Annotated in this window: 16 protein-coding genes, 1 tRNA gene and 1 pseudogene; 13 read left to right on the forward strand and 5 right to left on the reverse strand. The window is 62.4% G+C overall.

Annotated features, from left to right (window positions below):
- Positions 1 to 13: 13 nt before the first annotated feature.
- The 11 genes and pseudogenes from WJU18_RS22515 (at position 14) to WJU18_RS22565 (ending at position 13,947) form a co-directional block, all read left to right on the forward strand.
- Positions 14 to 1,425: pseudogene (locus tag WJU18_RS22515) on the forward strand (multicopper oxidase family protein).
- Between the two features lie 33 nt (positions 1,426 to 1,458).
- A complete protein-coding gene (locus WJU18_RS22520) occupies positions 1,459 to 1,956 on the forward strand; it encodes a cupredoxin domain-containing protein (protein WP_038213835.1) in 498 nt (165 codons plus the stop codon).
- Between the two features lie 113 nt (positions 1,957 to 2,069).
- The gene (locus WJU18_RS22525; protein ID WP_349159956.1) at positions 2,070 to 2,411 is read left to right on the forward strand and encodes a copper-binding protein; all 342 of its coding nucleotides are present in this window, start codon (positions 2,070 to 2,072) and stop codon (positions 2,409 to 2,411) included.
- Positions 2,412 to 2,502: 91 nt separating this feature from the next.
- Complete coding sequence (locus WJU18_RS22530; RefSeq protein WP_084217375.1) at positions 2,503 to 2,769, forward strand: DUF2933 domain-containing protein; 267 nt, start codon at positions 2,503 to 2,505, stop codon at positions 2,767 to 2,769.
- 267 nt (positions 2,770 to 3,036) lie between these two features.
- Complete coding sequence (locus WJU18_RS22535) at positions 3,037 to 3,540, forward strand: cytochrome c (protein ID WP_349159958.1); 504 nt, start codon at positions 3,037 to 3,039, stop codon at positions 3,538 to 3,540.
- Between the two features lie 117 nt (positions 3,541 to 3,657).
- On the forward strand, positions 3,658 to 6,261 hold the full coding sequence (locus WJU18_RS22540) for a copper-transporting P-type ATPase (RefSeq protein WP_423455754.1): 2,604 nt from the start codon (positions 3,658 to 3,660) through the stop codon (positions 6,259 to 6,261).
- A gap of 105 nt (positions 6,262 to 6,366) precedes the next feature.
- A complete protein-coding gene (locus tag WJU18_RS22545) occupies positions 6,367 to 6,822 on the forward strand; it encodes a hypothetical protein (protein ID WP_423455756.1) in 456 nt (151 codons plus the stop codon).
- 75 nt (positions 6,823 to 6,897) lie between these two features.
- Complete coding sequence (locus WJU18_RS22550) at positions 6,898 to 8,205, forward strand: TolC family protein (protein WP_423455758.1); 1,308 nt, start codon at positions 6,898 to 6,900, stop codon at positions 8,203 to 8,205.
- 15 nt (positions 8,206 to 8,220) lie between these two features.
- Positions 8,221 to 9,732, forward strand: coding sequence for an efflux RND transporter periplasmic adaptor subunit (locus WJU18_RS22555; protein WP_423455760.1), 1,512 nt, complete (start codon positions 8,221 to 8,223; stop codon positions 9,730 to 9,732).
- On the forward strand, positions 9,729 to 12,848 hold the full coding sequence (locus WJU18_RS22560; protein ID WP_423455762.1) for an efflux RND transporter permease subunit: 3,120 nt from the start codon (positions 9,729 to 9,731) through the stop codon (positions 12,846 to 12,848). The genes WJU18_RS22555 and WJU18_RS22560 overlap by 4 nt, the downstream gene beginning before the upstream one ends.
- A gap of 208 nt (positions 12,849 to 13,056) precedes the next feature.
- Positions 13,057 to 13,947, forward strand: coding sequence for a LysR family transcriptional regulator (locus WJU18_RS22565; protein ID WP_196995157.1), 891 nt, complete (start codon positions 13,057 to 13,059; stop codon positions 13,945 to 13,947).
- Between the two features lie 31 nt (positions 13,948 to 13,978).
- Here WJU18_RS22565 and WJU18_RS22570 read toward each other — a convergent pair whose 3' ends face one another.
- A complete protein-coding gene (locus WJU18_RS22570) occupies positions 13,979 to 14,272 on the reverse strand; it encodes a helix-turn-helix domain-containing protein (protein ID WP_035624306.1) in 294 nt (97 codons plus the stop codon).
- A gap of 119 nt (positions 14,273 to 14,391) precedes the next feature.
- On the opposite strand from WJU18_RS22570, the gene WJU18_RS22575 reads away from it, so the two are divergent.
- The gene (locus WJU18_RS22575) at positions 14,392 to 15,027 is read left to right on the forward strand and encodes a LysR substrate-binding domain-containing protein (RefSeq protein ID WP_035624309.1); all 636 of its coding nucleotides are present in this window, start codon (positions 14,392 to 14,394) and stop codon (positions 15,025 to 15,027) included.
- Positions 15,028 to 15,051: 24 nt separating this feature from the next.
- On the opposite strand, the gene WJU18_RS22580 is transcribed toward WJU18_RS22575, so the two are convergent.
- Positions 15,052 to 16,041, reverse strand: a complete 990-nt coding sequence (locus tag WJU18_RS22580; RefSeq protein ID WP_009516242.1) for a GlxA family transcriptional regulator — start codon at positions 16,039 to 16,041, stop codon at positions 15,052 to 15,054.
- A 404-nt stretch (positions 16,042 to 16,445) separates the two neighbouring features.
- Between WJU18_RS22580 and WJU18_RS22585 the strand changes: the two genes are divergently transcribed.
- Positions 16,446 to 16,781, forward strand: coding sequence for an isochorismatase family protein (locus tag WJU18_RS22585; protein WP_244889981.1), 336 nt, complete (start codon positions 16,446 to 16,448; stop codon positions 16,779 to 16,781).
- A 63-nt stretch (positions 16,782 to 16,844) separates the two neighbouring features.
- Here WJU18_RS22585 and WJU18_RS22590 read toward each other — a convergent pair whose 3' ends face one another.
- From WJU18_RS22590 to lon, 3 genes are all read right to left on the reverse strand, one after another.
- Positions 16,845 to 18,788 carry a tyrosine-type recombinase/integrase gene (locus WJU18_RS22590; RefSeq protein ID WP_423461073.1) on the reverse strand — a complete coding sequence of 648 codons (1,944 nt, stop codon included), beginning with the start codon at positions 18,786 to 18,788 and terminating at the stop codon, positions 16,845 to 16,847.
- 227 nt (positions 18,789 to 19,015) lie between these two features.
- A tRNA-Gly gene (locus tag WJU18_RS22595) sits at positions 19,016 to 19,091 on the reverse strand.
- An 86-nt stretch (positions 19,092 to 19,177) separates the two neighbouring features.
- Positions 19,178 to 21,613 carry an endopeptidase La gene (gene lon / locus WJU18_RS22600; protein WP_423455766.1) on the reverse strand — a complete coding sequence of 812 codons (2,436 nt, stop codon included), beginning with the start codon at positions 21,611 to 21,613 and terminating at the stop codon, positions 19,178 to 19,180.
- Positions 21,614 to 21,790 lie beyond the last annotated feature (177 nt).

Raw genomic sequence — 21,790 nt, forward strand, 5'->3', positions numbered from 1 at the left:
AAAGAACATCATCATGACATCCAGACGAGATTTTTTAAGTTTGCCGGCATCGCAGGTGGCGCTGTTGCGGCGAGCTCGGTCAGCCGTGTGGCGATGGCCGCCCTGCCTGAACCTGTCATCCAGACCAGTGCGAGCACCATGGCACCGCTGGTACCCAACTCAGGCCGGCCCTACAACCCTGTGGTCACGCTCAATGGCTGGACGCTCCCGTGGCGGATGAACCAGGGCGTCAAAGAGTTCCACCTCGTGGCCGAGCCTGTGGTGCGCGAGATGGCGCCCGGCATGAAGGCCCATCTGTGGGGCTACAACGGTCAGAGCCCCGGCCCCACGATCGAAGTGGTCGAAGGCGACCGCGTGCGCATATTCGTCACCAACAAATTGCCCGAGCACACCAGCATCCACTGGCATGGCCAGCGCCTGCCCAATGGTATGGACGGTGTGACCGGGCTGACGCAACCCGCCATCGAGTCCGGCAAGACCTTCGTGTACGAGTTCGTCGCACGCCGGCCAGGCACGTTCATGTACCACCCGCATGCGGACGAGATGGTGCAGATGGCCATGGGCATGATGGGCTTCTGGGTCACGCACCCGAAGGACAAGCATCCCTTGATCGACGTGGTGCAGAGAGACTTCTGCTTCCTGCTGAGCGCCTACGACATCGAGCCTGGCGCTGCGACCCCCAAGGTTGCCGAGATGACGGACTTCAACCTGTGGACATGGAACAGCCGCGTCTTTCCTGGCATCGATTCCCTGAACGTTCGGCTCAACGACAAGGTGCGCGTTCGCATAGGCAATCTCACGATGACCAATCACCCGATGCACTTGCATGGGCACGAGTTCGTGGTCACCGGCACCGACGGCGGGCCGACACCCAAGAGCACGCGCTGGCATGAAGTGACCGCCGACGTGGCCGTCGGACAGATGCGCCAGATCGAGTTCGTGGCAGACGAGGAAGGCGACTGGGCCTTCCACTGCCACAAGAGCCATCACACGATGAACGCGATGGGGCACGACGTTCCCACGCTCATCGGCGTGGATCACACCGGCCTCGCCAGGAAGGTCAACAAGCTCATCCCCGACTACATGGTCATGGGCGAGCGCGGAATGGCAGACATGGCAGAGATGGAAATGCCCATTCCAGACAACACCGTGCCCATGATGACGGGACAAGGACCGTTCGGTTCGGTGGAGATGGGCGGGATGTTCAGCGTGCTCAAGGTACGCAGGGACCAGCAGCCAGGTGACTACAAGGACCCCGGCTGGTTCAAGCATCCGGCAGGCACGGTCGCCCACGAATACACCGGCCCATTGGCGGAGCCAGCCCGCTTCAGCGCAGAAGGCGGTCAGTCCATGCCGCGCGAGCGCAAGCCCGCGACGCCAACCGAGGTCAAGGTGCGCAAGCCGACGTCACATGGTGCGCACTGATTTCTTCCCTTCGTTTTTAACTGGAGATCATCCATGAAGTTCACGCGATCCACCTTCTACCGCCTGCTGGCTGCCGCCGCGCTGACCGCTTCGGGGGCCGCCATGGCCGCAGGCAACCATGCCGGTGGCCACGGCCACGGTGATGGAGAGGAAACCGCCATCGGAAAGCCCGGTGTCGCCGCCAAGGCCAGCCGCACGATCACCATCGAGATGAGCGACACCATGCGTTTCACCCCCTCGAACATTCAGGTCAAGCAGGGCGAGACCGTTCGCTTCATCGTCAAGAACGCCGGCAAGGTCAAGCATGAACTCAGCTTGGGCACCGAGAAGGAACTGCTTGAGCATCTGGAGCAGATGCGGAAATTCCCGGACATGGAGCACGACGAGCCCGGCAAGGTCACGCTGCAGCCTGGCAAGCAAGGCGAGATCGTCTGGCAGTTCACCAAAGCTGGCGGTGTGAACTTCGCCTGCCTGATTCCCGGCCACTACGAAGCTGGCATGAAGGGCCTCGTTCAGGTCAGCAAGAAGTAGAACCACGCCGCTTCATCAAGGGGATGCACGGTGACTGTGTCGGCTCTCCCACGTCCTGCTGATCCGCAAGGCGGATCAGCAGACATTTTTCAACTCGCGCCCGTGAGGTAGTCATGAACAGCTTCAAGCAATTTCTCTCCGTTTCCGCCGTCGCGCTCGGCATTTTCCTGCCCATGAGCGGGATGGCCCAGACCACATCCGAATCGCCCAGGGCACAGGCCTCTCAACAAGCGTCGCTGACCGACGGTGAGATCAGGAAGGTGGACCTGGACAACGGCAAGGTCACCATCAAGCATGGCGATATCAAGCACCTGGACATGCCGGGAATGACCATGGTTTTCACCGCCAAGGACAAGGGACTGCTTTCCAACCTCAAGCCCGGGGACAAGGTGAAATTCATGGTCGTCAACGAAGGCGGAAAAATGGTCGTCACGGATATACGTCCAGCGAACTGAGGCGAACATGCGGAAGGCTGCAATGCGGATGAGGATGGTTCAGCAGTCCGTGTCCGCTTGCCCATTGTTTCCCGGTAGCTGAAAAATCACCATGCATCACGACCAATCCTCCCCCCATACCGATCGACGCAGTGGCTTCTGGCGTTCGCGCTACACCCTGGGAATGCTCGTCCTCGGTATCGTTGCCGGGTACTTCCTCTGGACCGAACACCGGGCCCATCTACAGCAGTGGTGGCCCTATGCGCTGCTGTTGGCCTGTCCGCTGATGCACGTATTCATGCACAAGGGGCATGGCGGACATGGCAACCAATCCCCTGGGTCCGACGAGGGCAGGCGGTCGAATTCCGACAGGGACTGACCATGGGCCGCGCGGGGTAGGCCTTATGCCTGCGTCTCTTTGACCGCTTCGCCTCTCTTCGGCCGTTCAGCCAGTCCGAACGCGGTTGCACACGCAACTGACATGCTATGCCAGCAGGAAGGGCCCACTGCATTCTCCGGGTCTGCCACAAGTGAGCGTGCCGCGCGCCGCACCTCCGTTCGCATGGGATCGCTTGGCTGCACTTGGGAACCGCCGGCGAACCGCAAAGTCGCATCCTGCAACACAGGTACCTGGAGGTGGCGAACCATGAAGCTGAAGCAGTTGGTCTGGATCACGACAGGACTGCTTGCTTTGATCGCCACAGCGGCAGGCAGCTACTTCCATCTTCTCAAGAGTGCTCCGCCAGCGGTTCCGCCCACCCGCAGCCTCCGGCCAGAAGATCCGCAGGTGCTGCGACTCGGCGCCACGATCTATGCACAGCAATGTGCGGCCTGCCATGGGGTCAAGGGCGAAGGCCAGCCCAACTGGCGAGACCGCGGACCTGATGGTCTCTTGCCAGCGCCGCCCCACGACCCCAGCGGCCACACTTGGCATCACCCCGATGAACAGCTGTTCGCCATCACCAAATATGGCTTGGCGAAGTTGATTGAGCAGCCCGACTACCGGACGGCCATGCCGGTCTACGACAAGGTACTGAGCGACGACGAGATCGTGGCCGCGTTGTCATGGATAAAGTCCCAATGGCCTCTTGAAGTTCGGCGCCGTCACGACGTGATCAATTCCCAATACCGCAAGTCGCTGAATCGATAACCAGCAACGCAACCGGATACTGCAATAGGCTAGACGGAATCGCTCGCCAGGATATTGGCTTGACCTTCACACAATGGCAAGGCTAATAATCAAGCCAGAATTTACGAAAGCACGGGTATGAACGACCACACGCACAAGCATACGCACGGCAAAAGGGACGCAGCTTCTTCGGTCGAACGTCCAGTAGCGACCAATGCTGCCGCCGCCATCGATGGCACACCAGGATTGGCTGGTTCCGCAGTTACCTACACCTGCCCGATGCACCCGGAAGTGCGGCAGAACCATCCGGGGCGCTGCCCCAAGTGCCAGATGCACCTGGTCCCTGAAGGGCAAGTTGCGCATGGCGACCACCGCCACCACGACCACCACGCTCACGTTGCTCGTGAGTCGGCTCCTGTGGCGCCTGCCGCCGCACCGCAGGAAGCGCCTGCCGGCACCACCTATACCTGCCCGATGCACCCGGAAGTGCGGCAGGACCATCCGGCGCGCTGCCCCAAGTGCCAGATGCACCTGGTCCCTGAAGGGCAAGTTGCGCATGGCGACCACCGCCACCACGACCACCACGCTCACGTTGCTCGTGAGTCGGCTCCTGTGGCGCCTGCCGCCGCACCGCAGGAAGCGCCTGCCGGCACCACCTATACCTGCCCGATGCACCCGGAAGTCCGGCAGGACCATCCGGGCAATTGCCCCAAGTGCGGCATGACACTGGAGCCGATCATTCCGCTGGATGAAGAGGACAACAGCGAGTTGAAGGATTTTCAGCGGCGCTTCTGGTGGACGCTGCCGCTTACTGTGATCGTCACGGTTCTTGCGATGTGGGGCCATCGCCTTGGCTTGTTCAGCATGGCAACGCAGACCTGGGTCGAATTGTTGCTGTCGCTCCCCGTCGTGCTCTGGACCGGATGGCCATTCTTCGTGCGGGGCTGGCAGTCGATCGTCCACCGCAGCCCGAACATGTGGACCTTGATCGGCCTGGGAACGGCCGCGGCATTCGTCTACAGCGTTGTTGCCACGGTGACCCCGGGTGTGTTTCCCGAATCGTTCGTGGCGATGGGTCGCGTCGCCGTGTACTTCGAGGCCGCGGTGGTCATTATTTCGCTGACCATGCTGGGCCAGATCATCGAGCTGAAAGCCCGCTCCCAAACATCGGCCGCGATCAAGTCCCTGCTGGGGTTGGCGCCGAAGACCGCCCGGCGCATCAATGCGGACGGCAGTGAAGAAGATGTGCCTCTCAACCACGTACACGTCGGCGATCTGCTGCGCGTGCGTCCCGGCGAGAAGATTCCGGTCGATGGCACGGTCACCGAAGGCAGCAGCGCGGTCGATGAGTCCATGCTGACCGGTGAACCCGTACCTGTGACCAAGCGGGTTGGCGACAAGCTGATCGGCGCCACCCTCAACACCAACGGTGCGCTGATCATGCAATCCGAGAAAGTCGGGGCCGCCACCATGCTGTCGCAGATCGTCCAGATGGTCGCATCCGCCCAGCGCTCCAAGGCCCCCATGCAACGCATGGCCGACGTGGTGGCGGGCAAGTTCGTCATGGTGGTCGTACTGGTCGCCATCGCCACGTTCTTGGTCTGGGGTCTGTTCGGGCCGGAGCCAAGCTGGGTGTTCGGGCTGATCAACGCGGTGGCCGTGCTGATCATTGCGTGCCCGTGCGCTTTGGGTCTGGCCACGCCCATGTCGGTGATGGTCGCCACCGGCCGCGCCGCGACGCAGGGCGTGCTGTTTCGCGATGCCGGTGCGATCGAGAAGATGCGCGAGGTGGACACCCTGATCGTGGACAAGACCGGCACGCTCACGGAAGGCAAACCCGCGTTCGACACGGCCATTGCGGCTCCGGGCTTCACGCCCGATGGCGTGCTGAGGCTGGCAGCCAGTCTGGACCAGGGCAGCGAGCACCCGCTGGCAGACGCGATCGTCAGCGCTGCGCGAGCCAAGGGCTTGCAACTGGCCAAGCCCTCCGATTTCGAGTCGGGCAGCGGCATCGGCGTGCGCGGAACGGTGGAGGGACGGCGCCTGGCATTGGGCAATACGGCACTGATGGAGCAGGAAGGAGTGGCGGTTTCTGCACTGCGGGCCGACGGAGAACGGTTGCGCGGTGAAGGCGCCAGCATCATGCACTTGGCCGTGGACGGCGTGTTCGCGGGCATCCTGGCCGTGACCGACCCCATCAAGGCCAGCACGCCCGATGCCATCCGAACCCTTCACGCCAGCGGTCTGCGCATCGTGATGGCGACTGGAGATGGACTTACCACAGCCAAGGCCGTGGGGGCCAAGCTCGGCATCGATGAAGTGCACGGCGAGGTCAAACCCGCTGACAAGCTGGCGCTGGTGGACAAACTGCAAAAGGAAGGCCACGTGGTCGCCATGGCGGGAGACGGCATCAACGATGCGCCGGCCCTGGCCAAGTCCGATGTGGGCGTCGCCATGGGCACGGGCACCGACGTCGCAATGAACAGCGGCCAGATCACCCTCGTGAAGGGTGATCTGCGCGGCATCGCCTCGTCCCGCGAGGTTTCCATCGACACGGTACGCAACATGCGGCAGAACCTGCTGTTCGCCTTTATCTACAACGGCATCGGGGTACCCATCGCGGCGGGCGTGTTCTATCCGTTCACGGGCTGGCTGCTCTCCCCATTGATCGCGGCGCTGGCGATGAGCCTGAGTTCTGCTTCTGTGATTTTCAATGCGCTTCGGTTGCGCGGCGTGAAGTAGCCCAGGATGATTTGGAGCCGCTATCAAGTCGAACAACTCGAAAATCAAGTCTTTAGATTGATTGACATCAATTCCACAACACAATCACCTGGCTAACATATCCTCATGATCTGCTTTAGACGCATCGTCACGCAATGGGGCCGCTGGATTGCCAGCGGTCTCGTCGTGACCTTGCTCTTTTCGCAGGTCGCATTGGCGATGTATGCCTGCCCCAAACTGGACTCGGACACGCACGTCGCATCAATGCAGATGGCAGGCATGGCCATGGAGGATGCCGCCAGCATGTCCGGTATGCCGGACTGCCACGCCATGCCGGGAACCATGGACGGTGAGGCGCCGCAGTTGTGCCGCGCACATTGCAGCGGCGATGGCAAGCCGGTGCCTTCATTGCAAGGCTTGGACGTCCAGACTCTCGCTGCCCAGGCGGTCTGGTTCGCGTACATGCTTCCGGCCGTGATCGAAGCCCACGCGGCAGCCGGGCAGCACGTCGCCTATGTCCCGCCCGACCATCGAGCGGGCTTTCCACCGATCTACCTCACGCTCCAAGTCCTGCGGAATTGACACGCCGATCCGTGCTCGCTGCGCAACCACGCGGCAGGCCATGTGATTTCGTGAACACCAATTCCGAGGACAACCATGTTTACTCCCTTTTTTGGCGCCCCCGAGGGGCGCCCGTCGGCGTACGGCCGAGGCACAACGCCGGCCTCGATGCGATTGCATCGTCTGAAAGCTATCAGCATCGCGTTGGCGGGCAGTGCGCTTGTCTCGCCTGTAGCCTACGCCCTCGATTTTGCTGAGGCACGCCTTATCGCGGAGCAGCAGAGCCCACGCATAAGCGCGCAGCAGTTGCAGGTCAACGTCGCCGAATCCGTGCAGAAGGCAGCAGGCTCGCTGCCCGATCCCAAGCTCTCGCTCGGCATCGAAAACTACCCCATCAGCGGCATGGATCGCTGGAGCATGACGCGCGAATCCATGACGATGCAGCGCCTGGCGCTCATGCAGGAAGTGCCCAACAGGGCCAAGCGCGACGCCCAGGTCGCCAGTGCGCAGGCGCGTGTGGATCGAGAGCGCGCGGCGCTGGTTTTGCAGCGATTGCAGATCCGCCAGGAACTCAGCCTGGCGTGGATCGCCGCGCAGGCGGTGGAGCAACGGGAGATACTGCTGACGGAACTGCTCGCGGAGAACCAGCGCCTGCAAGACAGTCTCCCCGCTCGCGTCGCCGGCGGCACGGCCCAGGCTGGCGACCTGTTGGTCGCGCAACAGGAGGCGCTGACACTCACGGACCGCCGTGACGATCTACAGCGGGACCGGGCCAAGGCCAGGGCCGCATTGCGGCGCTGGGTGGGCTCCAGGGCCGACGAAGCACTGCAAGGCGATCCAGGCCCGCTCACTCGCCCCGTCGCGCAACTGCGCACAGAACTGGCGAATCACGCGGAGCTTGAACTCTATCCGGCGATGCAAAGCATTGCCCGGGCCGAGTCCCGCGAAGCCCAATCAGAGACCCGCGGCGATTGGGCCTGGGAGATTGCCTATAGCCGGCGGGATCGCCGATGGGGCGACATGGTGTCATTCCAGGTGACATTCGATCTGCCATGGCAGAAGGATCGACGCCAAGTGCCCATGATCGAGGCAAAACGGCACGAGTTGGAGCGTCTGGACGCCGAACGCGAAGACGTGGCGCGGCGTCATTTGCAGGAGCTGGACGACAGTGCCGCCGAACTCCAAGCGTTGAACAGCCAGATCGACCGCCTGCAGACCGCCGGCTTGCAACTGGTACGGAACCGAGCGGCGCTTGCGTTGAGCAACTACCGATCCGCCAAGGGGGACCTGAGCGCTGTGCTCAGTGCACGCGCCCAGGTGCTGGAGACGCGCATGCGTCTGATCGACCTCGGAGCGCGGCGCGACAGCCTCGTCGCCCGACTGAACAGCCTGATCGCGGACTGAGTGGAGACCCTCGCCATGAACACCTCTTCGAGAAACATCCTTGCCGGCTTGACGCTGATTGCTGCCGGTATTGCCGTTGGATGGAGCGTCGCCCAATGGCGCGCCGGCCACCTCAGCGGCTCCCCCGCTGCCACCATTGCAAGTGCTCCGACCGAGCGCAAGGTGCTGTATTGGTACGACCCGATGGTGCCGACCCAGAAGTTCGACAAGCCCGGCAAATCGCCCTACATGGACATGGAGTTGATGCCGAAGTACGCAGATGAAGACACTCAGGACAGCACGGGCCTGAGCGTGTCGGCGCAAGCGGTGCAAGCCCTGGGCCTGCGTATAGCCGAAGTCGTGCAGGGCAAGATCGGCGCAGATGTGAACGTCGTGGGCACCGTGCTGCTCAACGACCGCGACGTCAGCATCGTGCAGGCGCGGACCGCTGGCTTCGTCGAGCGTGTCTACGCACGGGCTGCGGGCGACGTGATCGCAGCAGGGGCACCGCTGGCTGACCTATTGCTGCCGGAGTGGATCGCCGCACAGCGCGAGTTTCTCTCGGTTCGCGCGATGGGCGACGCACCCTTGACCGCTGCTGCCCGCCAACGGCTGCTGCTGCTCGGCATGCCGCAAGCCCTGATCGCCCAGGTGGAGCGTACAGGCGAGCCCAAGGGGCTGTACACGGTCACAACACCTCAAGGCGGCTTGGTGGCCGAACTGATGGTGCGTCAGGGCATGACGGTTGCCGCCGGGGAAAGCCTGGCCCGGGTGAATGGCTTGGCCACGGTGTGGATCGAAGCAGCTGTCCCTGAAGCACAAAGCGGGCCATTGCAGGTCGGCCAAACGGCGCAGGTCCGGCTGGCGGCGTTTCCCGGTGAAGTGCTCCAGGCGCGCATCGTGAGCATCCTGCCCGAAGCCAACCGCGAAACCCGTACGGTGCGAGTGCGGCTTGAAATGGCCAATCCCGGCCAGCGCCTGAAGGCCGGCATGTCCGGCCAGATCGCGCTCAAAGGCAACGAACAGCCCGCGCTGCTTGTTCCCAGCGAGGCGGTCATCCGCACCGGCAAGCGCGCACTGGCCTATGTGGTCGATGGACCCGGCAAATTCCATCCCGTGGAGGTCCAGGTGGGCGCGGAGGTAGGCGATCAACTGGTGGTCAACGGCGGGCTCGCGGCGGGACAGCAGGTGGTGGCCTCGGCGCAGTTCCTGATCGATTCGGAAGCCAGCCTGCGGGGCGTGCTGCCTGCAGGTGCCGCGGCGTCCGCGCCTGCATCGCCGCACAACGGGCACGGCACCTCGTCGCCACCGGCCGCGGCCACCAACGCTTTCGTGGTGCGCGGCGTGATCGAGGAGATGTCGCCCACCGAGCTGACGCTGGCGCACGAGGCCGTGCCGGCCCTCCAATGGCCGGCCATGACCATGGGCTTCAAGCTGAGCAGCCCGCAGCTCGCCGCGGGTCTTTCAGTGCGGCAGCAGGTGCGATTCACCTTCTCCAAGCAAGGTGAGGACTACGTGATCACCGCCATCGAAAAGGTGCAGCCATGATCGCCAAACTGATTCGATGGTCGGTGGCCAATCGCTTCCTGGTGCTGCTGGCCACCGCCATGCTCACGGCATGGGGCGTGTGGGGGGTTCGCAGCACGCCCGTGGATGCGCTGCCGGACTTGTCAGACGTGCAGGTCATCATTCGCACCAACTACCCAGGACAGGCGCCGCAGATCGTCGAGAACCAGGTCACCTACCCGTTGGCCACCACCATGCTGTCGGTGCCAGGGGCCAAGACCGTGCGCGGCTTCTCGTTCTTTGGCGACTCGTTCGTCTATGTCTTGTTCGAGGACGGAACCGACCTGTACTGGGCCCGCTCACGGGTACTGGAATACCTGAACCAGGTCCAGGGCCGATTGCCCGCCACGGCGAAGCCGGCCCTGGGTCCGGACGCCACAGGCGTCGGCTGGATCTTCCAGTACGCGCTCGTGGATCGCACGGGCAAGAACGATCTGGCGCAACTGCGTGCGTTGCAGGACTGGTTCCTGAAGTTCGAACTCAAGAGCCTGCCCAACGTGGCCGAGGTGGCATCGGTGGGGGGCATGGTCAAGCAGTACCAGGTCGTGCTCGACCCGATCAAGTTGGCGTCCTATGGCCTCAGTCAGGCTCAAGTCCGCGATGCCCTGATGGGGGCCAACCAGGAGACCGGCGGCTCCGTCCTGGAATTGTCGGGCGCGGAGTACATGGTCCGCGCGAGCGGCTACCTCAAGACCCTGGACGAGTTCCGGGAGATCCCCTTGACGGCACGCGGCGGTGTGCCGGTGCGGCTGGGGGATGTGGCGACGCTCCAGATAGGCCCGGAGATGCGGCGTGGCATTGCAGAACTCGACGGAGAAGGCGAGGTCGCCGGCGGCGTGGTGGTGCTGCGCTCCGGCAAGAATGCCCAGGAGACGATCGCTGCCGTCAAGGCCAAGCTCGCGGAGCTGCAGGGCAGCCTGCCGCCGGGCGTCGAGATCGTCACCACCTACGACCGCAGCGCGCTGATCGAGCGGGCCATCCGCAATCTCACGACCAAGCTGGGCGAAGAGTTTCTGGTGGTGGCGCTGGTCTGCGCACTGTTCCTTTGGCATCTTCGTTCTGCGCTGGTGGCCATCATCTCGCTACCGCTGGGCGTGATGACGGCGTTCCTGGTCATGCGCTACCAGGGCATCAACGCCAACATCATGTCGCTGGGGGGGATCGCCATCGCCGTGGGGGCGATGGTGGATGCAGCGGTGGTGATGATCGAGAACGCCCACAAGAAGCTGGAGGCATGGCAGCACGCGCACCCGGATCAACGACTGCAGGGCAAGGAACGATGGGACGTGATCACACAGGCCGCGGAGGAAGTCGGTCCTGCGCTATTCTTCTCGCTGCTCATCATCACGCTCTCGTTCATCCCGGTCTTCACCCTCGAAGCGCAGGAAGGCCGGCTGTTCGGCCCGCTGGCATTCACCAAGACCTACGCGATGGCTGCGGCCGCAGGGCTGTCGGTGACGCTGATTCCCGTACTCATGGGCTACTGGATTCGCGGGCGTATCCCAGATGAGCAGAAGAACCCCATTACCCGCATCCTGATTGCAGCCTACCGGCCAGCACTGGAGTGGGTACTGCGCCGGCCCAAGGCGACGCTGCTGATCGCCGTGCTGGCCTTGGCGACCACGGCCTGGCCCTTGGCGCGGCTCGGCGGTGAGTTTCTGCCGAGGTTGGACGAAGGGGACCTGCTCTACATGCCCTCGGCCCTGCCGGGACTCTCGGCGCAGCGCGCCACGGAGTTGCTGCAGCTGAGCAACCGCATGATCAAGACCGTACCTGAAGTGGACAAGGTGTTCGGCAAGGCAGGACGGGCCGAAACTGCGACCGATCCGGCGCCCCTGGAGATGTTCGAGACCACGGTGAAGCTCAAGCCCAGGGAACAATGGCGTCCAGGCATGACGCCCGAGAAGCTCGTGGAAGAGCTGGATCGTGCCGTGAAGATCCCGGGCCTGTCCAATATATGGATTCCCCCTATCCGCAATCGCATCGATATGCTGGCTACCGGCATCAAGAGCCCGATCGGGGTGAAGGTGTCTGGCAACGACCTGGGCGTGATCGATCGCATCGCTGCAGAGGTCGAGCAGGTCGCCAAGGGCATTCCCGGCGTGACGTCATCACTCGCGGAGCGCTTGACGGGCGGGCGCTACGTGGATGTTCAGATCGATCGCGTAGCCGCCGGTCGCTACGGCCTGAACATCGCCGATATCCAGGCGGTCATCGCCGGCGCGGTGGGTGGCGAAAACGTCTCGGAGACGGTCGAGGGGCTTGCCCGCTTTCCGATCAATCTGCGCTACGCGCGAGAATGGCGTGATTCACCACAACGGCTGGCAGAACTCCCCATCTTCACGCCGATGGGTCAGCAGATTACGTTGGGGACCGTGGCACGCATCGCGATCACCGATGGGCCGCCCATGCTCAAGAGCGAGAACGCACGGCCCTCCGGTTGGGTCTATGTCGATGTGCGCGGCCGTGATCTAGCCTCGGTGGCCAATGAACTGCGCGATGCCATCGGGCAGCAGGTCAAGCTGGAGCCGGGTGTGAGCATCACCTACTCCGGGCAGTTCGAATACATGGAGCGGGCCAATGCACGCCTGAAGGTTGTGGTGCCTGCCACCCTGTTGATCATCTTCGTTCTGTTGTACCTGACCTTCGCGCGTGTGGACGAAGCGGGCTTGATCATGGCGACTTTGCCCTTCGCGCTCACGGGGGGCATCTGGTTCCTGTACCTGCTGAATTACAACCTGTCCATCGCCACCGGCGTGGGATTCATCGCGCTGGCAGGTGTGGCGGCGGAGTTCGGCGTGGTGATGCTCATCTATCTGAAGCAGGCCTTGGCGGAACGTTGCCCCGATGGACGCGAACCGACGCGAGAAGAACTGCTCGATGCGATCCGGGAAGGGGCGGTGCTGCGCGTGCGCCCAAAAGCGATGACCGTTGCGGTCATCCTGGCGGGCCTGGTACCCATTGTTTGGAGCAGCGGCACGGGCTCTGAAGTCATGAGCCGCATAGCAGCCCCGATGCTCGGCGGGATGGTGACCGCACCGTTGCTGTCGCTGTTCGTGATTCCGGCTGCCTACCTGCTGATGCGTAAGCCACGCTAACGTTGCAACGCGGCAGGGCCTCACGACGAGGCCCTGCTGGACGCGAGGGATCAAGCCGCCTGCGCAGAAGCCGGGAGCATTTCTCTCTGGCAAGGACTTCCTATTGCATTGATCTTTACAAGAAAATAATCATCTGCTCATCACTCTGTCAGGGGTGACCTGAACAATGGTTAAGCAATTCATGCATTCAATCTTGGGGCACTGATCCATGGAATTGCGACACCTTCGTTGTTTTGTAGCCCTAGCAGAAGAGTTGCATTTCACCCGAGCGGCGGAGCGCCTGCATATCGAGCAACCCCCGCTGTCCCGAGCCATCAAGGAACTTGAGGATGAGTTAGGAGTGGTGCTCTTCGATCGAAATCGACGTGGAACTCTGCTGACCTCCGCGGGCGTCGCCTTTCTGCAGGACGTTCGCAGATTGTTTACCGTATTGGAACAAGCACGGGAGAACGTCAAAGCGGTAGCAGCGGGCTCACAAGGGAGCCTGCGCATCGCCGTATCCGACGGCGCGATTGATCCTCGGCTGTCGGCGTTCCTGGCCCATTGTCGCGAGGAAGAGCCGGAGATCGAGATTCGCCTGTCCGAAGTGCCCTTGGCCGAGCAAGTGCGAGGACTCCGATCAGGCGACTTCACCATCGGATTTGCGCACGCTGCCGATGTGGGCGAAGGCATCGTGGCCGAAACAATCTGGCAGGATCCATTGGTGGTCGCGATGCCTCCTAGGCACCCGCTGTTGTCGCACAAGAAGATTCCCCTGCACGAACTCGCCTGCCATCCTCTGGTGCTGTGCAACCCACAGGTATGCGAAGGCTACTGCCGTGAACTGGCCCGGCTCTTGCGGCCGCTGGAACGTGAACCCAACGTCGCTGAGCAGGTGTCTTCGCTCGACATGATGCTCACCTTGGTTGGCGCAGGCTATGGTGTCGGCTTCACAACCGCGGCCAGGATCGCAGTCAGCCAGCGTCCTGATGTCGTAGTCCGTCCCCTGGCCGTTGATTCGGCGGTGATCACCACCTATCTGCTTCGGCCCGATAGCGACGACTTGCCGGAGGCGCTGGAGCGATTTATCGTGCGCCTGCGCGAACACTCGGGTGACTGAGGGAAGGTGCTGCCCTTCGGAACGCTCGATCTCAGGCCTCGGTTGGATTGCGAAGATTGCTTTCCGTTGCCGCGATCAATTCGGCCGCACTGATCTTGAGCGCCATGGAAATTTTAAGTATGAGGGGGAGCGTGGGTACATGCTCGCCACGCTCGATCTTGCCCATGTGCGAGCGCGAAATGCCTGCCAGGGCTGCGAACTCGTCTTGAGCGATTGCTTGAGCGACACGCGCTGCGCGTACGGCCTGCCCAAACGCCATTGCTGGAGCGGACTCATACGTAGATGTGCCAGCGGGACGACCTGGCTGAATAGTGGGCTTCTGCATCAGCAGAAGCGTCGAATAATCCGCAAAAATTAACCACGTTAAAGTTATAGACGTTAAACTTCACTCTATTAATTCATGTTGGCTGAACCTGATCTGCTTTTTCGCTTTTATAGGCTCACATGCCCACCGTCATCAGCCAACCTCCCCATCTCAGGCTTGCGATAGCGCCAGGCGTAACGTCATCGAGGCTTTCGGACCTGCTTGCGCTCCAACGCGCCGAAGAGCCAGAGGTCACCATAGCGCTCCTTGAGGTCAGAGGTGACGAGATTCTTGCGGGACTGAAGGATGGCCATTACGACGCAGCGATGTCGCTTCAAGGAGCGACCGATTCGGCTCTCCATACACAACCCTTGTGGATCGAGCACATGGCAGTTGCTATGCCGTTGCGATCCTCTTTGATGGATCACGCCAAGCTCGCGATCGCCGATTTGCTGGATCACCCTGTCTTCCGCTGGCAGGCAGAGAGTTGCCCTTTGCTGGATCAGCGGTTGTCTTCACTTCCTGCGGTGAGGCAGCAGAGCACGCAGTACGTGGCTTCCTTCGAGATGCTGGCGCTCAAGGTCGCCGCAGGCTATGGCGTGGGAATCTCTACGCAATCGCGCATCGAGCGCGCTCACGGATGGGGACTCAGTATGCGATCGCTCGCCGACGGCCCCTACGAGGTCGTGACGTACCTCCAGCGGCCCTACGTACAAGCCACTCCGGCGACCGAGCGGTTCGAGCGCAGAGCGCTGCAGGTTGCAGTTACGATCTGATAGTGACAGGCGAGGCGGGCGCGATCAGCACACTGTCCTGAACCGGCTGCGGTACTCGGCCGGCGTGGTGCCCAGGGTCCTGCGGAATGCGCGGTTGAGCGCGTCAGTGGTATTGAAGCCGCAGGTTGTGGCAATCCGTTCAAGCGGTTCGTCGGTGGTTTCCAACCGATTGCGCGCCATCTCCACGCGCACCGATTCAATGTAAGCGGCCGGCGTCATGTTCAATTCCGTCTTGAAGATGCGGGTCAGTTGCCGATCGCTTACATGTGCCTGTTCGGCCAGTTCCGCGATGCTCATGGGCTTACCGATGCAGCGCATGATGTAGTGGCGCAGCGCATCCATGCGCCGGGTCTTGGACGCCGGTTCCAGCGAGGCACTGAATTGGCTTTGCCCACTCGGGCGCTTTAGGAACATCACCAGTTGGCGCGCCACGCGCAGCGCCAGCCGCTCGCCGAAGTCATCGGCGACCAAAGCCAACGCCAGGTCCAGACAGGCGGTCAGGCCGGCGCCGGTCCAGACATCACGGTCGCGGATGAAGATCGGGTCGGCATCCACCTTGACCTCCGGGTGCTCGTCAGCGAGTTGTTGCGCGGTGGACCAATGTGTGGTGACACGACGGCCTTCGAGCAGGCCTGCCGCAGCCAGGACATGCGCGCCCACGCACACGGACGCGAGGCGTCGGGTATGGCCTGCAAGCGCCCTCACAGATACCACCACCGAAGGCGCTACGACGGCGCGCACGCGTCGCTGCGCATCGACCTCGACCGCGCCCGGCACCACGAGGGTGTCGATCCTACGGGGGGCGAGGTCGGCGAATGTCGTATCGGGCAGTACACGCACACCGGCCGAAGTCATGACGGGCGCAAGCGTCGCAGCCGCCAACACCACCTCGTAGCCCGTCGGCTCGTCCATCTCGCGCTGAAGAAGTGAGAACACCTCGGCCGGACCGGTCACGTCCAGCAGATAGACGTGCTCGAACAGCACCATGACGATGAGGCGCTTGATGTTTGCCATGCTGCAAGCTCCGTGGGTGCCCGCGCACCGCAATGTCTGAATCTACATGTTAGATGACATTGCCGACATTCCGCTGCGCTTCTAGCATGACGAGGCGGTCATTTCTGATGGCCGGATCCTCCATTTCCCATTCAAGGAAGTACAACCATGAACTCCTCGACCACGCTGCGCCAGCTCAACGGACTGGACCCCACACCGGCCACGTTAGACGGTGCCACCTTGATCCTCGTGGACTACCAGAACACCTACACGCGCGGCGTCATGGAACTGGCCGGCTGGCAGCCGGCGCTGGCTTCGGCATCTGAACTGTTGACCCGGGCGCGCGCCGCCGGCACCAACAGCATCCATGTCGTTCACGATGGTGGAGAGGGCTCGCCCTACGACCTCGCCGCCAAGATCGGCAGATTCATCCCGCCGTCGCGCCGCTGTCCAACGAGCCCGTGGTCGTCAAGACGGCGCCCAATGCATTCGTCGGCACCGATTTGGGCGAGCGCGTTGAGGCGGCCGGTAACAAACAGGTCATCGTCATGGGATTAATGACTCACATGTGCGTGACGTTCACCGCCGAGGGTGCGTTTCTACGCGGCAACCAGCCCACCGTGGTGGCCGATGCATGCGCGACGCGGCCCATCCGAAGGGGCGTGGTGAATGTGTCGGCCGAGGTGCTGCATGAGGGCGCGTTGGCGACGATTGCCGATCTGTACGCCGTCGTGGTGCGCTCGGGCACATCGTTGCAATAAGGCGAAATGCAGTGGTCAGCGACAGGAATGGTGCCGCTGGCCACGGTACCGTCGAACCTCGGATTACGCCGTCTCAAGCATCGCAGCGCTGTCCACCAGCCGACGAACGCTCTGCTGGACGTCCTCGGGGATGAGCCTCGGCGGCAAGCCAGCCTCAGACGCACCTGTCTGCTGGTGGGTGGCCGCGATGACCCGGACGACCATGCCCAGATTGCTTGGCGTCACGATGTCGATGGCGGCACGATCACCCAGGTCCGGATGTGGCCGGGTGAGCATGCGATACAGATCCCACGAGTCCGCCCGCGGACATTGATTCATGAGCACCTGAGCCAGCTTGTGCTTGAGCGGCACCAGTTGCCAGTCGGGAACCCGCTGCCCCCGATTGCCCAGGCTGATGGACAGTAGCTTGCCGGCTTTCAGCTCCCGGTTGATCTGGTCCTTGGACTTTCCGGCCAGCTTGCCGAACAGCGGCACCGGCAGATTGTTCGGCGACTCGTACATGGCCAGCATTTCCTCGCGCTCCCGCTGGATTGCGGAGACTTCCGGCTCCGGAGCATGCGTCGGCGGTGGCGGCACCTGCGACAGCCGCTGGAACGTGATCTCGCCACTGTTCGGGGTCACGACGATGGGCGTGGCCACCATCGGCGGGACGCCAGGGGAAGCGGGCTCGGCCACCATGGGGACCGCGTCCACCACGTCCTCAGTTTCCGCCATCGCCGGCACCCCGTCGATACGCATCGTCAGATGCGCGCTGGCCGCTTCCACTTGGCCCTGTTCGAGCAGATCGAGACGATCCGCCCAGTCCTGCATCATCCGGCGGCGCGGCTCAACATACTTGGCGTGGTTGTAGGCCGAACTCACCTTGTTCGGGTCCGAGTGCGAAAGCTGCGCGTCCACCCAAATCTTGGGATAGCCGATCTCGTTGAGCGCCGTCGAGATGGTTCCGCGGATGCCGTGACCGGTCAGTTGATCCTTGTAGCCCATTCGTTTCAAGGCCGCGTTGAGGGTGTTCTCGCTGATGCGCTTCTTGAGTTCGCTGCGGTGCGTGAGCAGATGGACCTGAGCCGGCCTCATCACACCCAACAGGTAGCGCACGATCTCGATGGCCTGCACGGACAACGGCACGATGTAGGGCGGAACGTCCTGCGGGCGCTTGCCGGCCTTGCGCATCTCGTCCTGGAGTTGCTTGACGATCTGCGGCGGGATGATCCACAGGCCACGGTCGAGATCGAACTGGTCCGGGGTCGCCAGCCGCAGCTCGCCGGTACGCACGCCGGTCAGGAACAGCAGCCGGATGCCGAGTTGGGTCTGCCAACCACGAGGGTTGTAGAGCCTGAGCTTGTGCAGGAACTCGGGAAGCTCCGGAAGATGCAGGTAGGGGTTGTGGTTCACCGGGGGCTTGGGCTCGGCCACCACGTCCAGGTCGGAGGCCGGATTGGCTTCCAGCCCCTCCACGATGACGAGGGCATAGCGGAACAACTGCCCCAGCCAGGTGCGGACCTTCTCGGCAGTGGTGAACGCCTTGCGCTCCTCGATCCTCGCCAGGACGCCCAGGAGTTGGGGCCGGCGAATGTCGTAGATCGACATCTGCTTGAGGCTAGGCAGCACGTCCTTGTTGAAGATCCGCAGGATCTGCGACAGCGTGCTGTTCCTGCCCTCCTTGATTTCCTTGCGGCGATGCTCGACCCACGCATCGAAGACGGCCTTGAAGGTGTAGTCGGCCGCAAGCTTGACCGCGTGTCGCTTCTGTTTCCGATCGGTATGGGGGTTGACGCCCTTTACCAGAAGCGCCCGGGCTTCGTCGCGCAAGGTGCGCGCTTCGCGCAAACCGATCTCGGGGTAGTTCCCCAGGGAGATGCGCTTTTGCTTGCCGAGCCAGTAATAGCGCAAATGCCACGACTTGCCGCCGGTGCGGGCGACCACCAGGCCGAGGCCATCGGTGTCGGGGATGCTGTAGGTTTTCTCGGCGGCCTTGGCTTGCCGCACGGTCAGATCAGAGAGTGTCATCATCAAGCTCCTAAGTCTTGGACTTAGGCCCGATGCTGCTTGTCATCCCGATCCAACCCCAGCAACAACCCGGAACCGGCACGACCCGCATTCTTTGGCCTTGTTTTTGGCCTCAAAAATGGTGGCTGTCAGTGGACTTCCGTGGCTTTCGCTGGAATGAAAAAAGGAGCCGAAGCTCCTCTTTTCAATGACTTACAGACGTCAGTGGAAGTCTGTAGATCATAAATTGGAGCGGGAAACGAGGCTCGAACTCGCGACCTCAACCTTGGCAAGGTTGCGCTCTACCAACTGAGCTATTCCCGCGTTGCAAGCCTTGCAGTATATCCGAAATTTCGGGGTTTTCGCAAGGCCCGCTATCTTTTTCAACGTATCTTCAAAGTCCCCTGGCTTCAGTGTTTAACCGCTGTGCCGCTGGCGCGCTTTTTCGCTGCCACGGGCGCTGCTGGGGGCACTACGGGGGTGGCAGTCACCTCATCGTCCGTCAGCGGGGCAGGCTGGCGCTCCAGTGCGATCTCGAGCACTTTGTCTATCCACTTGACGGGGATGATCTCAAGGCCTTCCTTCACATTGGCCGGGATCTCCTGCAGATCCTTCACGTTCTCCTCAGGGATGAGCACCTTCTTGATACCGCCCCGCAGCGCAGCCAGGAGTTTCTCCTTGAGTCCGCCGATGGCCGTGACTTCTCCACGCAGGGTGATTTCACCCGTCATCGCGACTTCGCCACGCACAGGAATGCCCGTGAGCGCGGAGACAATTGCAGTGGTCATGGCGGCGCCGGCACTGGGACCGTCCTTGGGAGTAGCGCCGTCCGGCACGTGAATGTGGATGTCTCGCTTCTCGAAAACTTCATCCTTGATGCCCAGGACGCGAGCACGCGAGCGCACCACGGTACGCGCGGCTTCGACCGACTCCTTCATCACGTCGCCCAACTGACCCGTACGCTGCACGTTGCCCTTGCCAGGCATCGTGGCCGCCTCAATGGTCAGCAGATCGCCACCCACCTCGGTCCATGCCAGGCCAACGACCTGCCCGATCTGGTTCTGCTGCTCGGCGCGGCCATAGTTGAACTTGCGCACGCCCAGGTAGTCGTTCAGGTTATCGGCTGTCACCACCACCTGCGGCTTCAGCTGGCCCAGTTGCAAGCCCTTGACGACCTTGCGGCAGATCTTGGAAAGCTCTCGCTCCAGCGAGCGCACGCCGGCTTCGCGCGTGTAGTAACGCACGATGTCGCGCACGGCCGCATCTTCGACCTTGAGTTCGTTTTCCTTCACGCCGTTGTTCTTGAGTTGCTTGGGCAGCAGGTACTTGATGGCGATATTGGTCTTCTCGTCTTCGGTGTAGCCCGAGAGGCGAATGACCTCCATGCGATCAAGCAGCGCCGGCGGAATGTTCATGGAGTTCGATGTCGCCACGAACATGACGTCGCTCAGATCGAAGTCGACTTCGACGTAGTGATCACCGAAGGTGTGGTTTTGCTCAGGGTCGAGCACTTCCAGCAGCGCGCTGGAAGGATCGCCACGGAAATCCATGCCGAGCTTGTCGATCTCGTCGAGCAGGAACAGCGGGTTGCGCGTGCCGACCTTGTTCAGGCTTTGCAGCACCTTGCCTGGCATGGCGCCAATATAGGTGCGGCGGTGCCCGCGGATTTCAGCCTCGTCACGCATGCCGCCAAGGGCCATGCGCACGTACTTGCGGCCCGTGGCCTTGGCCACCGACTGGCCGAGCGAGGTCTTGCCGACACCGGGTGGGCCCACAAGGCACAGAATGGGGGCTTTCACCTTGTCGACGCGCTGCTGCACGGCAAGGTATTCAAGGATGCGGTCCTTGACCTTTTCCAGGCCGTAGTGGTCTTCATTGAGCACCTCTTCGGCATAGGTCAGATCGTGCTTGATCTTGGTTTTCTTGGCCCAGGGCAGGCCGACCAGCACGTCTATGTAGTTGCGCACCACGGTGGCCTCGGCCGACATGGGCGACATGAGCTTGAGCTTCTTGAGCTCGCCCTCGGCCTTCTTGCGTGCCTCCTTGGGCATGCGGGCGGCCTTGATCTTTTTCTCGATCTCCTCGATGTCGGCGCCTTCTTCGCCTTCTCCGAGCTCCTTCTGGATGGCCTTGACTTGCTCGTTGAGGTAAAAATCGCGCTGGTTCTTCTCCATCTGGCGCTTCACGCGGCCGCGGATTTTCTTGTCGACGTTAAGGATGTCGACCTCGCGCTCGAGTTGCTCGAACAGGTTCTCAAGGCGCGCCTTGACATCCGCCAGATCGAGCACGAACTGCTTGTTCTCAAGTTTGAGCGGCAGGTGGGCGGCGATGGTGTCTGCCAGGCGGCCGGGCTCGTCGATGCTGGCGATGGACGTCAGGATCTCGGGCGGGATCTTCTTGTTCAGTTTGACGTACTGGTCAAACTGCTGCATCACCGCGCGGCGGAGCGCTTCTACCTCGCTGCTGTCCTGCCCGGTGGCGGGCTCCAGCGGCGTGACGGTGGCCACGAAGTGGGATTCTCCATCTTCGATGTGAGTGACCGTGGCGCGCTGCTGGCCTTCGACCAGCACCTTCACCGTGCCGTCGGGCAGTTTCAGCATCTGCAATATGGTGGAAACGCACCCGACCTCGAACATGTCGGAAACGGAGGGCTCGTCCTTGGCAGCTGTTTTCTGTGCCACCAGCATGATCCGCCGGTCAGCGGCCATGGCGGTTTCAAGCGCCTTGATGCTCTTGGGGCGGCCTACGAAAAGCGGTATCACCATGTGCGGAAAGACCACCACGTCGCGCAAGGGCAACAAGGGCAGGTCGATCGGCGTGGCGGGCAAAGGCGTGGTACCGGACATGGAAAAATCCTCAAGGGTTGTCAGCCAGATATGGCCGCACAAGTCGCATTTTCAACCCGTTACGGGGTCGACGCGCAAAGTGATGCGCAAAAAGCCTTGCAGATAGCGCGGAAGTACGCGCTCCATTGCGGAGGAGCGTTCCGTGTCCATCCTGGCCCGCCCTCCCCTGTCGGAGGC

Source organism: Ottowia sp. VDI28, from assembly GCF_049532675.1.
GTDB lineage: Bacteria > Pseudomonadota > Gammaproteobacteria > Burkholderiales > Burkholderiaceae_C > Ottowia.